This window comes from Streptomyces sp. NPDC056987 (assembly GCF_042673865.1).
Taxonomy (GTDB): Bacteria; Actinomycetota; Actinomycetes; order Streptomycetales; family Streptomycetaceae; genus Streptomyces.
This window is the reverse complement of record NZ_JBHURV010000075.1, coordinates 1-14,723: the sequence shown is the minus strand read 5'-3', so window position 1 is coordinate 14,723 and position 14,723 is coordinate 1. Positions and strand designations below refer to the sequence as shown.

8 protein-coding genes and 6 pseudogenes are annotated in these 14,723 nt (G+C 65.6%); 10 read left to right on the top strand and 4 right to left on the bottom strand.

Annotation, left to right across the window (positions count from 1 at the left end; all coding sequences use genetic code 11):
* Positions 1-219: 219 nt before the first annotated feature.
* Positions 220-912 (bottom strand): annotated as a pseudogene (locus ACFTZC_RS41515) (IS5 family transposase); the annotation flags it as partial.
* A gap of 91 nt (positions 913-1,003) precedes the next feature.
* Here ACFTZC_RS41515 and ACFTZC_RS41510 point away from each other — a divergent pair.
* The 3 genes and pseudogenes from ACFTZC_RS41510 (at position 1,004) to ACFTZC_RS41500 (ending at position 4,560) form a co-directional block, all read left to right on the top strand.
* Positions 1,004-1,915 carry a transposase family protein gene (locus ACFTZC_RS41510; protein ID WP_382899265.1) on the top strand — a complete coding sequence of 304 codons (912 nt, stop codon included), beginning with the start codon at positions 1,004-1,006 and terminating at the stop codon, positions 1,913-1,915.
* A 401-nt stretch (positions 1,916-2,316) separates the two neighbouring features.
* Positions 2,317-3,321, top strand: coding sequence for an NAD-dependent epimerase/dehydratase family protein (locus tag ACFTZC_RS41505; RefSeq protein WP_382899258.1), 1,005 nt, complete (start codon positions 2,317-2,319; stop codon positions 3,319-3,321).
* Between the two features lie 90 nt (positions 3,322-3,411).
* Positions 3,412-4,560 (top strand): annotated as a pseudogene (locus tag ACFTZC_RS41500) (IS3 family transposase).
* 481 nt (positions 4,561-5,041) lie between these two features.
* Here the strand turns inward: ACFTZC_RS41500 and ACFTZC_RS41495 are convergent.
* Entirely contained in the window at positions 5,042-5,632 is a 591-nt protein-coding gene (locus ACFTZC_RS41495; protein ID WP_382899263.1) for a transposase, read from the bottom strand.
* A gap of 787 nt (positions 5,633-6,419) precedes the next feature.
* Positions 6,420-6,647 (bottom strand): annotated as a pseudogene (locus ACFTZC_RS41490) (transposase); the annotation flags it as partial.
* A gap of 224 nt (positions 6,648-6,871) precedes the next feature.
* On the opposite strand from ACFTZC_RS41490, the pseudogene ACFTZC_RS41485 reads away from it, so the two are divergent.
* The 3 genes and pseudogenes from ACFTZC_RS41485 to ACFTZC_RS41475 all read left to right on the top strand — a co-directional run.
* Positions 6,872-7,423, top strand: a pseudogene (locus ACFTZC_RS41485) (IS630 family transposase); the annotation flags it as partial.
* A 573-nt stretch (positions 7,424-7,996) separates the two neighbouring features.
* Positions 7,997-9,247 (top strand): group II intron reverse transcriptase/maturase, encoded by a 1,251-nt coding sequence (gene ltrA, locus ACFTZC_RS41480; protein ID WP_382899257.1) that lies wholly within the window; start codon positions 7,997-7,999, stop codon positions 9,245-9,247.
* A 95-nt stretch (positions 9,248-9,342) separates the two neighbouring features.
* Positions 9,343-9,882, top strand: a pseudogene (locus tag ACFTZC_RS41475) (IS630 family transposase); the annotation flags it as partial.
* Positions 9,883-9,997: 115 nt separating this feature from the next.
* On the opposite strand, the gene ACFTZC_RS41470 reads toward ACFTZC_RS41475, so the two are convergent.
* Complete coding sequence (locus tag ACFTZC_RS41470) at positions 9,998-11,578, bottom strand: ISL3 family transposase (RefSeq protein WP_382899261.1); 1,581 nt, start codon at positions 11,576-11,578, stop codon at positions 9,998-10,000.
* A gap of 117 nt (positions 11,579-11,695) precedes the next feature.
* Between ACFTZC_RS41470 and ACFTZC_RS41465 the strand changes: the two genes are divergently transcribed.
* The 4 genes and pseudogenes from ACFTZC_RS41465 to ACFTZC_RS41450 all read left to right on the top strand — a co-directional run.
* A complete protein-coding gene (locus tag ACFTZC_RS41465; protein WP_382899256.1) occupies positions 11,696-11,920 on the top strand; it encodes a transposase domain-containing protein in 225 nt (74 codons plus the stop codon).
* A gap of 89 nt (positions 11,921-12,009) precedes the next feature.
* Positions 12,010-12,924 carry a transposase gene (locus tag ACFTZC_RS41460; RefSeq protein WP_382899259.1) on the top strand — a complete coding sequence of 305 codons (915 nt, stop codon included), beginning with the start codon at positions 12,010-12,012 and terminating at the stop codon, positions 12,922-12,924.
* A gap of 292 nt (positions 12,925-13,216) precedes the next feature.
* A complete protein-coding gene (locus ACFTZC_RS41455; RefSeq protein ID WP_382899254.1) occupies positions 13,217-13,708 on the top strand; it encodes a hypothetical protein in 492 nt (163 codons plus the stop codon).
* A 7-nt stretch (positions 13,709-13,715) separates the two neighbouring features.
* A pseudogene (locus ACFTZC_RS41450) lies at positions 13,716-14,621 on the top strand (IS3 family transposase); the annotation flags it as partial.
* Positions 14,622-14,723: the final 102 nt, after the last annotated feature.

Genomic DNA, 14,723 nt, shown 5'->3' with positions numbered 1-14,723 from the left:
TTGCATCTTCTGGAGATTGGGCTTCAAACAATCCAGTCTTCGCCATATCGCGCGGGCCGCCCAGCACACCGTCCCTGACAACTGAGCCCGGTCACTGGTTTTCTGACATGCTGTTGTCCCCTTCGCCTTTCGGATCCAGGTAAGTCATTCGGCCCAGAAACCTCCTTCCGAGTTCCTCCCGGCTGAGCCGGGGATACAAACAGAGCGCCTCGTGGCGCACATGGTCCGCTCGATCACCCACCTACGACGGCCGAGCCGCTCGCTGGATTCGATGCCTTTGCGCGCGATGCGCACACCGATGCGTTTACGGCGAAGTCATTTTCGCAGGTCAGGGATGTCGTATGCCTTGTCTGCGTGCAGTTTTCCGGGCTGGTAATGCCAGCCGTTTTCGGGGTCGTGTCTCGTTTGGAGACCGGCCACCATGGGTTTCAGTCCTTGGCTGTCGTGGGTGTTGGCGGCGGAGACGCCGACGACCAGGGGCAGTCCGTTCGCGTCGGACAGGATGTGCATCTTGGAACCGGGCTTGCCCCGGTCCACGGGGCTCGGACCTGTGAGTTCGCCCCTTTTTTCGCCCGTACGTGGGCGGAGTCGAGGACCACGCGGGAGAGGTCGAGCAGGCCGCACTCGTGGATGCGGTCGACGACGGCCTCGTGCAACCGACCCCAGAGGCCGGCTCTGGACCAGATCACGAAGCGGCGGTGAGCGGTGGATTTCGAGATCCCGAAGCACGGCGGCAGAGCCCGCCAGGCGCAGCCGCTCACCAGCACGTAGACGATCGCCGCGAACAGCGTCTCATCAGGCGTGTCCCGCGTCCCGCCACCCTGCGCACGCACCTTCGACGGCGGGATCAACGGCTTCGCGATCTCCCACAGCCCGTCCGGAACAATCCAACCTCCACGCACCCCGCCCCATGCACAGCTCAACGAGCGATCACCACATAGGACAGGGTCTTACGAGTTGGTGCGTGATAGCGGGTGGGCATGCTCTGCTGGTGGAAGGCACGGTGGATCGTTCGGTCCTGGCACACCCGTTGTTCACAGGTGTCTCGAGGAGTCATCTGTCGTCGCTGGTTGCCGAGTTGGCTCGGCCGTGGGTGGTCGCAGTTGAAGGCCGCCGACACCAAGCTCGGGGCGGTGCGAGGAAGCGGGCGCCGGGAGCCGGTGCCAGGCATCAGTTGGTGTTCGTGGACCGGCTCGTCGCCACACTCATCCACCTGCGTCACGATCTCCCACACGCGGTCCTGGCTCTCCTTTACGAAGTGGACCGTTCCACCATGACCCGGGCAATCGGTGAGGTGCGCCGTCTGCTGGCCGGGAGAGGCTGCGCCGTCCCGGAACGGCCCGGACTGCGACTGCGGACCCTGGAAGACGTCTTCGCCTACGCCCAGGTCGAGGGGGTCCGGTTGCGGCTGGACGCCACCGAGGTCCAGGTCCGCCGGCCCATCGCGGGCCGGGGCGGCCGGCGGGCGTTCGTGTCAGGCAAGAAGAAGCAGAACACGATGAAAGCCACCGTCATCGCCGACCACCTCGGCCGCACGCTGTGGACCGACGCCCTGCGGCCGGGCCGCATGCACGACGCCACCGCCGCCCGCGCGGCCGGTATCGCCGACTGCTTCCATAGCTTCGACCTGGTCCAGGTCCTGCTCGACGACGGCTACCTCGGCCTGAGCAGGGACCACCGGGGCAAGGCTCTCACTCAGCCGCGCAAGCTCCGGCCGGGCGCGACACTTCCCTTCCTCGAACACAACGAACGCCAGCGACACGAGCACTCCTCACAACGGATCACCGTCGAACACGCCCTCGCCGACCACAAACGCTGGAAACAACTGCAGCGCTGGACCCACCGCCGCAACCGTCTCCCCGACACCTACCAAGCCATCGCGGCCCTCGTCTCCGACCGCAACATCACCGACTAAGCAAGCACCTGAGCAGGGCAGACATGCCCCACCCGCTATCACGCACCAACTCGTTACAGTCCCGTTTCACTTGACGAACCCAGACAGATCCCAATCATGCAATGACACCGGGCCGTCACGGAAACCATCACATAGTGCGGCCACGGTGAATGCCTACGCCCGTACGACTCCCGTCGTGCGCCGTGGCGCAAAGGTTTCGGTCGTCTGGTCAATGCTTGATCGATCGAGGGTCAAAGCATCAAGAAAGAGAGGAATGTAACCTATATTCAGCCGTGCGAACGATCAGAATTGGCCAATAGTCGGATGCGTCGTTCCGTGGCGTACTCAACTATGGAATCCTTTAAATGAGATCATACTCCTGGCTCCATTTCGCCCGGGATTCAACGACGAGGGGTCGCAGCATGCCCAATGCGTTCGTGACTGGAGTGGCGGGTTTTCTCGGCAGTCATGTGGCGGAGCTTTTACGGAACGACGGCTGGCGTGTTCAGGGAATTGACAACCTTCAGGGTGGTCGGCCCGAGAATGTACCCGATGGTGTCGAGTTACGCGTCACGGACTGCCTGGAACGTGGCAGCTACGTGGATATGCTATCCGGGACCGATGTGGTCTATCACTGTGCGAGCGCGGCGTATGACGGGCTCAGCGTGTTCTCCCCTGCGTTCGTTTACAAGAACACCGTGCAGGCCACAGTGGAGGTGGCGACTGCCGCCGTGGCCCAGGGGGTTGGCCGCTTCGTTCACTGTTCTTCGATGGCCAGGTACGGCGCGTTGACCTCCCCGTTCACCGAAGACATGCAGCCTGTTCCAGAAAGCCCTTACGGTCTGGCGAAGTATTCATCCGAGCTGATCGTGGAGAAGCTTTTCACCATTCATGGCGGTGAATATTCCATTGCCATACCACACAACATAATCGGACCGCGGCAACGTTTCGATGACCCGTATCGCAACGTCGCCGCGATCATGATCAATAGGATGCTCCTGGGAAAGCAGCCTATCATTTACGGGGATGGATCGCAGACCCGATGCTTCAGTTTCATCGGGGATGTCATCTTCTGCCTTGAACGCATGGGCACCTCTGCCGCTGCAGTTGGTGAAGCGATCAACATCGGCCCCGACGAAGGCGAGGAGACAATTCTGAGCCTCGCTGAAACAATCGCCGACATACTCGGCTTCAATATTGATCCCATCTTCGTTCCCGACCGCCCCCTTGAGGTTCCGATCGCCACCTGTAGCGCGGACAAGGCGCGCCGTCTGCTCGGATACGAGACGAAGACACCCCTGCGTCAAGGCCTCGTCAATATGGCGACCTGGATCGAACGACAGGGGCCGGCGCAGTTCGTGTACGGCCTCGACATCGAGATCAGCAGAGACAACACGCCGACCACCTGGATCGACAAGCTGATCTGATGGGCCTCATGGATGGCCCCACCCATGAGGTGCCCCCGGCGGTGTGGTCACACTGACAATGGACTTGCAGATCCGAGGAAGGGTGTCCTGGTGGGACGGAAGTCTCCGTATCCGGAGGATTTCAGGAATGACGCCGTCGCGTTGTACCGCGCGGCGGGCGGGAAGCGCACGTATGCGGCGGTCGCGATCGCAGACGCGGTGAGCAGGACACGGAGAGCCGGGACGAGGAACTGGCCCGGCTACGGGCAGAAAACGGCCGGCTGCGCAAGGCGGAGAAGGAGTGGGAGCCCGAGCGGGAGATCCTCCGTCGGGCAACCGCGAATTTGCCCGGGAGGTGAAGTGAAGACCCGCCGCTGGAACTTCATCTCCGCCAACCGCGCCCACTTCGGCGTGCAGCGGATATGCCGGGTTCTTCAGGTCTTGCGCTCGGGCTACTACCAGTGGCTCGCCGACGCGAAGGCCCGCACCGTGCGGCAGGCCGCCGAGGATGCCCTGGTCGCCGATATCCGCGAGGTCCACACCGCGCACAAGGGCACCTACGGGGTCCGCCGCGTGCATGCCGAGTTGCGGGGTTTCGGGCACACCGTCAACCGCAAGCGCATCGAGCGCCTGATGCGCCTCAACCGGATCGAGGGACGCCATCTGCGGCACCGCAAGCGCACCACCGTCCCGGACCGGCTCACCCCGCCTTCCCCCGGACGTCGTTCAACGCGACTTCTCGGCAGGCAAGTTGGACAAGAAATGGTGCGGTGACATCACATACGTGCAGGTCCGCGACACCTGGCTGTATCTCGCCTGCGTCCTGGATATCTGCTCACGCCGGGTGCTCGGCTACTCGATGGCCACCCACATGCGTGCCGAGCTGGTCATCGACGCCTTGACGATGGCCGTGGCGCCGCGCGGCGGCGGTGTGAACAGTGTGATTTCGACGCAAACCGCGGCTCGCAATACACGTCAGCCGCGTTCACGCAGGTCTGCGACGGTTTCGGGATCCGCGGGAGCATGGGCCGGGTCGACTCGAGCTACGACAACGCCCTCGCCGAGTCGTTCTGGCAGGCACCCAAGACAGAGACGATGCACCAGAGGATGTTCTCGACGGTGCGACAGGCGAGGCTGGAGATCTTCCAGTGGCTCACCTACTACAATGCCCAACGGCGCCACAGCGCCCTCAACTACCTCTCACCAGCCGAGTTCGAACAGCAACAGCAGCGAGGACGTAAACTCACACTCGCAGCATGAACTCCTGTGTCCACACCCCGGGAAACGCCTCAGAGGGAGGCGCCCGCCCCTACCCCGACAGCCTCGCCATGCCTACGCCGCAGGCTTTCGGCATGCCCTCCCCACCGGACCGAAAAAATTTGCTTCGGAGTTGACCACCACTCGAACGAGCGATGGTCACGCGCTGCAACCCGGCCCATATCCGGCAGGTTTGAGCCGAGCGGGACACTTACGGGGCGTCAGACAGCGGTTTCTCTCGTACACCTTCTCCTCGCTGCTTGCCGGACCCGGGCCGTCTGACAGTGCCGACCTGTCCCGTACGTTGTCAGGGCTGCTTTCCGCCACCACGTGCGTTCTCACGTTGCGACTGCCCTCAGCTTCACCGAGCGGCTGCGACCGCCCAGCGGTGGAGTCCTTTCACCTCCACTCGATTCCGTCGCGCTTCGTGGCGCACTTCAGGTTGTCCTAGCTTGACTCTGTCGGGGATCTTGGTGTCGTCTGCTCAGTCTCTGGCGGACCGCCAAGACCTCGGCCGGGGGATCCCGTGCTGGTCCAGGAAGTTCTGGAAGGCGGTCGGCGGCCGCGACGGGGGTGCTCCTCCGGTCGGTGGCCGTCGGCTGAGGCGCTCGATGTTTGCGGCGATGGCTGTGAATACGTGCTGTAGGTGAGCTTTTTGCTGTCCTCGGCAGCGGCAGCGGCAGCGGCGCATGCCGTGTCCGTGGGCGAGCTCGTTGATGGTGCCTTCCACTCCGGAGCGGACCGCATAGCGGGCCTTCCATTCGGGTGTCTGCTGCTCGGCTCGGACCCGGAGTTGCAGGTCACGGAGTTCGCGCGGGGGAAAACCCACGGTTCGGGCGCTGTCGGCGGTGGTCGTGCAGCGGGTGCGGACCGGGCAGGGGCGGCACTGGCTCTTGGTGAACCGCGCCACGATCAGAGGTGCCGCGGTGGGCGAGGAGGTCGGATAGGGGCCGTGCCAGCCCGCGCTGGTCTCGCCCTGCGGGCAGGTGACCTGCCGGCGGTCGAAGTCGGTGTGGAAGTCGTCGCGGCCGAAGCCGTCGTTCTTGTGGTGCTGGCGAGTGGAGTTGACCGGCAGTGGCCCCGGTGACCGTGACCTGGTGGTCCCGGGCCGCCTGCTCCAGATGGACCAGGGAGGTGTAGCCGCCGTCGACCAGGTGCTCGTCCTGCAACAGCCCGCGGCGCTTCAGCCGGGTGTGGATGCCGGGCAGAGCCTTCGCGTCGTAGCCGGTGGCGTCGGTGGTGGCCACATCCGTGATCACATTGACGCCGTCGGGATCACAGGTCTCGGTGAGATGCGCGACGAACCCCTTCCAGCGGGTGACATGTCCGCGGCGCGCGTAGCGGGCCGTCGGGTCGTAGGGCGAGACGACCGCGACGGCCGAGGGCGGCAGCCCGCCGTCCTCCACGGTGCGCCAGCGCAGACGGCCGGCACCGTCGCGGTAGTAGTTCTGCACCATGATCTGCCGCAGGGCCTGGATGCGGGGACCGGACAGGCGATCCGCCCCATGCTCCAGCAGCCGGACGGCGTCGCCGCCTGTGGCAAGGATCCTGGTCTTGGGGCGGGTGGGGTTCTTGCCCAGACGGACCGGACGGCCGTAGCGGCGCCCCCACTCCTTCCCGACCAGGCCGGCCAGCAGGTGATCAGCGGTGCCGGCCAGCTCTTCCAGCGCGGCGCGGACAGCCTCGGTCACCAATTCCAGCCGGGTCAGGTCGCGCACCGCGGCCAGGACGTGGGTGGAGTCCGTGCGCTGGGTGGTGCGTTCGCGGACGAGACCGGCCTCCTTCAGGCGCGCGAGCGCGAGGTCGAGGAGACGGTCGGCCCGGCCGCCCTCGGTGAGACGGCCGCGGAAGTCGGCCAGCACTCTGTGGTGGAAGCCGGGATCGTCCAGTTCCATGGCCATCGCGTACTTGAAGTCAATGCGGCAGCGAACCGCCTCGGCTGCCTGCCGGTCCGACAGACCGAGCAGGAACTGCAGCACACACACGGTGGCCAGTTGAGCGGGCGAGAGCCCCGGGCTCCCGTCGCGCGGGTACCAGTCGGCGAAGTCCTCGTCACGCCACAGCCCGCCCAGGTGGTCTCTCACCCACATCGCCGTTGTACCGCCCGGGTTGCTCGCTCGCGCCATCTGCACGGTCAGAGAAGGGACTTGCTCACCAGAACGGGCGTGGAGCGACAACGGGCGCCTCGACAACTGCATCGGTTCTTGAACAGAGCCGAGCATGCCCGTTGATCATGCTGCCCCGCCGGGGATCCTCAAGATCCCCGACAGAGTCAAGCTAGTGACCTGAGTCGGAGATTCGTCGTTGGTTCGGTATGAGTCGTCCCGGGCCGAAGATTCCGCCGTTGTCTGTGACCGATGCCCAACGAGGTGTGTTGGAGGGCTGGCTGCGTCGCCGCACGACGGCTCAGGGTCTGGCCCAGCGGTCGCGGATCGTGCTGGAGTGCGCCGCAGGGCACTCGATCATGGAGGTGTCGCGCCGGCTGCGGATTGCTCCGGACACGGTCCGCACCTGGCGGCGGCGATTCCTCGAACGGGGACTGGACGGCCTGTGCGACGAAGCCCGGCCCGGTGTCCCGCGGAAGATCACCGACGCGGATGTCGAACGGGTCATCGTCAAGACCCTGGAGTAGACACCGAAGAACGCCACCCACTGGTCGACCAGGTCGATGGCGGCGGCCACGGGAATGTCGCAGTCCGCCGTCTCCCGTATCTGGCGGGCGTTCGCGCTGGCCCCACACCGGTCGCAAACCTTCAAGCTGTCGACCGACCCGCTGTTCATCGACAAGGTCCGCGACGTCGTGGGCCTCTACCTCGACCCGCCGGAGAAGGCCCTGGTGCTGTGTGTGGACGAGAAGTCGCAGATCGTGTGCCACGAACGCTGACGGAGGTGTTGATGTAGCAGCTTCTGAAAGCGGTGCTGTGCAAGAGATGGAGGTAGGTCCTCCGGAGTCGCCCTGCAGGGGGAGGCTCCAAACCACCGCAGGCTGCGTCGGTTAAATGCCGGTCGTGGTGAGCGCTGCGGAAAAGGCGCGGCAGTGATCGCGTCAGGTATGGGTCAGGAAGGCGAGCGTGAGCGAACCGCTGATGACGTGTCGTAATCTTTCTCATTGGCGTTGAAACCGGGGCATGATCTGGGCTCCGGGACAAGTCTGGGGGAAGCCTGTTGACTGCCCAGGTGGCGTCCGGCATGGAGGCGGCGCGAGCCTGGCCCGGGCTCTTGCGCGGAACGTGGGAACCTGTCGCCCCGATACTGCTGCCGGCCGGTTGGGCCGGTGGCGAGAGGGAGAACCTCAAGCGGACAAAACCGCGAGGGGCCGAGTACCGATGCGGGGCACGGGGGCGGACCGTCTCGTAGTAGCGGCGAAATCCGGTAATGCGGATGGAGCGAAGGGGACGGGTCGTCCGGGTCTACTTGGTGGCCAACCGGAGTTCCCGGGATGAACCAGACGAGTGGATCGAAGTCGTTTGAGATCTCGAAGCACCTGGTGTTCGAGGCGTATTTGAGGGTCAAGGCCAACAAGGGCACGGCGGGCGTCGACGGCGAATCGATCGAGCAGTTCGAGGTGGACCTGAAGGGAAACCTCTACAAGCTGTGGAATCGTATGTCGTCAGGCTGTTATTTCCCGCCGCCGGTCAAGATGGTGGAGATCGATAAACCGGGAGGACGCGGGGTCAGGGTCCTCGGCGTGCCCACGGTCGCGGACAGAATCGCGCAAACGGTGGTGGCCATGGTGCTGGAGCCGCTGGTGGAACCTGTGTTCCATCCGGACTCCTACGGATATCGGCCCCGCCGCAGTGCGCTAGATGCGGTCGCAGCATGCAGAGAACGGTGCTGGAAGACGGACTGGGTGATCGATATGGACATCCGGGGCTTCTTCGACAACCTCGATCATGATCTCGTCCTCAAGGCGGTCAAGCATCACACCGACCAGCGGTGGGTCCTGCTGTATGTGGAGCGATGGCTCAAGGCCCCGCTCCAGCAGCCGGACGGCAGCCTGCTCGCCCGGGACCGCGGTAGCCCGCAGGGTTCAGCGGTCTCACCCGTGTTGTCCAACCTGTTCATGCACTACGCGTTCGATACGTGGATGGCTCGGGAGTACCCCGGCGTCCGGTTCGAACGGTACTGCGATGACGTGGTGGTCCACTGCCGCAACGAGGTCCAGGCGCACCAGGTGCGTCAGGCCATCGGCGGACGGCTGGCCGAGTGCGGGGGTCTGGAGTTGCATCCGGACAAGACCCGCATCGTGTACTGCAAGGACAGGAATCGGCGTGGCTCGGCCGAGCACACCTCGTTCACGTTCCTGGGGTACGGGTTTCGCGTGCGAAGGCTCCGAACGAAGCGCGGAGATTACTTCTTCGGCTTCAATCCGGCCGTCAGCAACGAGGCCGCCAAGCAAATCCGGATGCAGATTCGCCATTGGCGGCTGCACCTGCGTAGTGACACGACCCTGGAGGAGCTCGCCCGGGAAATTAACCCGGTCGTGCGGGGCTGGATCAACTACTTCGGGCGGTTCCACCCGTCCGTGTTGCTCTCCACCCTCAACCGTATCAACGACTATCTGGTGCGGTGGCTCGTCCGCAAGTACAAGCGGTTCAAGCGGAAGCGAGCGAGAGCACGAGAGGCTCTGAGTCGTCATGCCAGGCGGTTCCCTGGACTCTTCGCTCACTGGAAACTCGTCAAACCGTAACCGTGCACGACTGGACGATGGGAGCCGTGTAAGCCGAGAGGTTTACGCACGGTTCTGAGAGAGCCGGGGAGTGAAATCCTCCCCGGCTACTCACCCAGGCGCTGGACCGGTCCCAGCCCGTCCTGCCGATGGTGCCCGGGATTCCCGAGCGCCGCAGCCACGACTACGTCCGTGCCGGCACCACCACCCTGTTCGCCGCCCTGGAGGTCGCCACCGGCAAGGTGATCAGCTCCCTGCACCGCCGCCACCGGGCCGTCGAGTTCAAGAAGTTCCTGGCCAAGCTCGACAAGGAGGTGCCTGCCGGCTGCCAGGTGCACCTGATCCTGGACAACTACGCGACCCACAAGACACCGGCCGTCAAGCAGTGGCTGCTGGCACACCCCCGCTTCCACCTGCACTTCACTCCCACAAGCTCGTCGTGGCTGAACCTGGTGGAGCGGTGGTTCGCCGAACTGACCCAGAAGAAGCTCAAGCGGGGTGTCCACCGCTCCGTCCAGGCTCTCGAACGAGACATCCGCACCTGGCTCGCCGACTGGAACGACGAACCCCGTCCGTTCGTCTGGACGAAGACCGCCGACGAGATCCTCGACAGAGTCGCCGCCTACTGCCGACGAATCTCCGACTCAGGTCACTAGGGGTAATACGGTCGTTGTTGTTGGTATGCCAAGAGCGGGTCAGCTGAAGTCATTTGGTGAGCGGCTGTCGGCGTACACGTGAACGTGGCTCTGGCAAGATTTTCGTAGCCGGAGATCATCTCGGGAGGACGGTCGGCTGATCCGCATAGCGGCGGCGGAGGTGGGCGATCAGGACGACGCGGTGACGGAGGAGCGGGACGCCGGCGCGTCCGGCCATCAGGCGTTTCTGTAGCTTGACATCGGTGATACGGCCTTCGTTGACCCCTGAGTTATAAGGGGTGGTGATTCCCTGGACAACGGCATCCTGGTCTTCGCGCAGGGCTCCGGCGAGGCCGGCGAAAGGGGCCAGTCCGCTGTTCGTGAGGTCGTTGAGCCAGCCTTGCAGGGGTGTGGCGTCACGGTTGTCGACCATGCCGGCGAACCGGCGGACCAGGTCGTGGGTGTGCCGGAGTTCGGAGCAGTGGTCGAGGAGTCGGGGCAGGCGGTCGTTGATGTGTGGGCTTCGGCGCCCTGGATGGGTAGTGATCCAGCGGGCGGCTTCGCGCGGGGAGGGCGGTCGCTCACGTGGCTCGTCCAGCGGCAGGCCCCTTCGCAGGGGTGCGACGGCCATTTTCACGCGCTGGTAGTGCCCGAGGTAGCCCTTGGTCTGGAGTTCCTCGTGCAGGATCTTCGCGCTGTGCTGCCCCTCGTCCCAGCGTTGTTGCAGGTAGTCGAGGTAGGGGTCCAGAGTGGAGGGTTTGCGAGGCGGCCGGCGCATCACTTCCTGCCAGCTGCGGGCCCGCGCGTATTTGCGTACCGTGCGACGGTCCAGGCCGAGTTCCCGGGCCACCGAGCTGTGGCTCCGACCAGTGCGGATCAGTACCTGCACGGCGTCGAACAGCCTTCGGGCATGGCGCCCTGCCCGGGTATCCCCCACGGTGTCCTCGGAGGTCTCCTCGACCGGTGCGGGATCGGATTCACTGGCCGGGGGCAGTGCTGCGGCCAGGCAGCCACGGTGGGCGGAGGCGATGTCCTGGACGCGGCGGGAGAGCCCCTGCCAGAGGTGGAAGAGGTCGCTGACCTGCACGGCGCCGGGGGCGCCAGCCGTGATGCCCTGCCGGTAGGTGAGCGAGCCGTCGCGGCAGGCGACCTCGACACCGGGATGGGCACGGAGCCAGTGGCTGAGCTGTTCCGCGTCGCGTCCTTCCCACAGCGTCAGCGGCAGACGGGTGGTGGCATCGACCAACAGGGTGCCGTAGGTGTCGCCGTGGAGCGCGAAGTCGTCCACCCCGAGCACCCGGGGTGCCACCAGCGGCGGAAGCTGCACCCGCATCAACTGCGACAGGACGGTGCACCGCGAGAGCGTGACGTTCAGGATCCGCAGCATCCGGGCCCCGCCCCGCCCGGCCAGCACCACACCGACGGCCTCCACCAGGTGCTGCAACAGCGGGGTGCGCCGCTGGTAGCGCACCGTCAGTCCGGGCACCTGCTCGGCGATGGTCGCCTTCGAGCAGGCCGGGTTTTCGCAGTACAGGCGGCGTACGGACAAGTTGATACGCAGAGGCCGGCCTCCGAGCGTGACATCGGCGAGACACCGTACATAGCGGCTGTGACACCACGCACTGAGCTCGCCGCATCCCGTACATCCCGCTGGAACACCGGATCTCGTGCGGGCGTGGACCGCCACAACAGCATCGGAAACATCGGCCGAGAGCACCAGCACATTGGCCAACTGCGGTAACAGCCATGATAGTTCAACAGAGCACAACTACAGGCTGCCCGCTATACGGATCGGCCGACCGTCCTCGCGAGATGATCTCCGGCTACGAAAATCTTGCCAGAGCCAGACAAGGTCGTACGCCGACAGCGGCTGTCGGACCGGGTCGCGGTCGGGGTACTGACGCAGGCGTTTCCTCGGTCGCTTGTGGACGACGTGTTGGCGGAGACGGGCCGGGTGCAGCAGCGGAACCGGCTGTTGCCGGCCCGGCTGGTGGTCTATTCGTTCTGGCGATGTGCCTGTTCTCGGGGCAGAGCCATGAGTAGGTCGCCCGGCTGCTGACCGCGGGTTTGCAGGACGCTCGGCGTTGGCGTGCGCCGTGGGTGGTACCGAGTTCGGCGGCGATCTGGAAGGCCAGGTCCCGGTTGGGCGTGGCACCGCTGCGGCAGTTGTTCGCGTGGGTGTGCCGTCCGGTCGCCACACCGGACGCTCAGGGCGCCTTCTACCGCGACTGGCGGCTGACCGCGATCGACGGCACCACGTTCGACCTGCCTGGCACGAAGGCGAACGTGGAGGCGTTCGGCCGTCCGCCTCGCTCCGGGCGGCGTGAACAGGACGTCGGCCGCCCGCAGTTACGCATGGTCAGCCTGGTGGAGTGCGGCACCCACGCCGTCTTCGACGCCGCGACCGGATCTCTGCGCACCGGCGAACGGGCTCTGGCCCGGCCGATCCTGGTGTCCCTGCGGCAGGGGGATGCCGCTGCTGGCCGACCGTGGCTTCTACGGCGTGGACCTGTGGCGCGAAGCCGCGGCGACCGGGGCAGACCTGCTGTGGCGCGTCCGCAAAGACCTCGTGCTCCCCGTGGTCGAGCAATTGCCGGACGGGTCCTACTCACCGAGATCTTCGACCGGAGCGACATCCACCACACCCGCCGCGGGGTGCCGGCACGCGCGGTGGAGTACACCATCGCCGGCCACGAGGGCGCCTACCGGCTCCTCACCACGATCCTCGGCCCGGACAAGGCCCCAGCCGCGGAACTCGCCGCCCTCTACGCCCAGCGATGGGAGTTCGAGTCCACCCTCGACGAAATCAAGACTCACCTCGGCGGGCCGCACCTGGTACTGCGTTCGCAGCACCCCGACGGAGCCGAGCAGGAACTCTACGGCTTCCTGCTCGTCCACCACGCCATCCGGCACCTGATGCACCAGGCCGCACAACAAGGCGACCAGGACCCCGGACCGGATCTCCTTCACCCGCTCACTGCGCGTCGTGCGCCGCCAGGTCACCGACCAGGCGGCATTTTCCCCCGGCAGACTCACCCGCGCCGTCAAAGCCACCCACACTGAACTCCTCGAACGCCTCCTGCCACCACGACGCCGCCGGTCCAACCCCCGCGTCATCAAACGCAAAGTCGCCGGCTGGCCCCTCAAACGCGCCGGGCGCCGCGTTACCGACCGACCACGCGCCCCCTGACCAGCTACGAAGTTCTGATCCAGACGATCTCGTCGACCCGGACTCGCACCGGACTGACCGTCAAGGCTGCGCTGACGAGAACACCTACCCCACCGGCCGCAAACTCACCCGGGCCGACCGCAAAGCGATCACGGAGCGCGTCACCCGTGACGAGTTCCATAGCGAGTGGAACTACACGATCACCCCGCACAAGCTGCCCGGTCCGCACCCGAGCCAGCACCGCCGCCGATCCCGGCCGAGGCGACTTTCCTCCTCACCCACCCCGTCCTGACCGGCCTGACACGCAAGGAGTTCGACCAGTTCGTGCTCCAGCTCGAACCGTGCCGCCAGATCCTGGCCGAGGCCCAGCGCCGGAGCGAAGGGCGGGACCGGCGCGGCCGCAACCCCGGATTCGGCATCCTCGACCACCGCCACCGCGTCTTGGTCGCCCTACTCAGAAGCCGCAACACCGTCACCCTGACGCTGATGGGCAAGATCCTCGGACACGACCGCAACACGCTGAGCTACCACGCCATGACGAGCAGGCCACTGCTGGCCTTCGCAGGAACCGACCTCACCCCCACACTCACTCCACAGACGCACCCACCACGCACACTCGAAGCCCTGCAAAAGGTGATCACCGACCATGACAACGAGATCAAATCAGGCAGTAGTTGATTGAGGGCTCCTGAACCGCTTCCAGTTCGTCGCCGACCACCAGCGCCACTACGGCGTGAAGCGGCTATACACCATCCTCGGCATCGCGCGCTCCAGTTTCTACCACTGGCGGGCGACGGCCACGGAGCGGGCCGCCCGGCAGGCAGCCGATGCCCGGCTCGCCTTGCGGATACGGGCGGTGCATCGCGAGTCGGACGGCACCTACGGCGTCCCGGGGATCACCGCCGAGCTCCGCGAGACAGGCAGTGAGACGGTCAACCACAAGCGCGTCGCGAGGATCATGCGGATGTTCGGGATCGAAGGGGTCCGCCTGCGCCGCCGACACCGCACCACCGTCGCCGACCCGGCCGTGGCCAAGGCGCCGGACCTGATCGGTCGCGAGTTCACCGCCCGGAGTCCGAACACAAAGTACGTCGGCGACATCACCTATCTGCCCATCGACGGCGGGAAGTTCTGCTACCTGGCGACCGTCATCGACCTCGCATCGCGCCGTCTGGCCGGATGGGCGATCGCTGACCACTTGCGCACCGAACTCGTGACCGACGCCCTGGCGGCGGCGATCCGCACCCGCTGCAGTCTCGCGGGATCGATCATGCACACCGATCACGGAGCCCAGTACACGAGCAGGGCCTTCGCCGAAGCCTGCAGGTCAGCGGGGGTTCAGCAGAGCATGAGCGCCGTCGGATCGAGCGCGGACAACGCGCTTGGCGAGTCCTTCAACGCGACCTTCAAACGCAAGACTCTGCAAGGACGAAAGAGCTGGCCGAGCGAGCACGAGGCCCGCCTTGACGCCTTCCGGTGGCTCCACTGCCACAACACCCAACGCCGACACTCCCGCCTCGGACAACGATCACCGATCGCTTTCGAGAACGCCTTCCATCTACCGCCAACTACGCTGGCACCAGCCGCATAACGGAGGCAAGGCCCACGCGGCCACGCAGGCGATTGGGGCTGCTGGTCTTGGAGACCGTGTTCCGTGAATTGGCCGCTTCGTTGGCTCCTTCCGGTCTGGAGC

Bases quoted from the DNA above. Each gene is read 5' to 3' on its own strand.
- ACFTZC_RS41505 (WP_382899258.1), top strand. From the start codon at position 2,317: ATGCCCAATGCGTTCGTGACTGGAGTGGCGGGTTTTCTCGGCAGTCAT.
- ltrA (WP_382899257.1), top strand. From the start codon at position 7,997: ATGAACCAGACGAGTGGATCGAAGTCGTTTGAGATCTCGAAGCACCTG.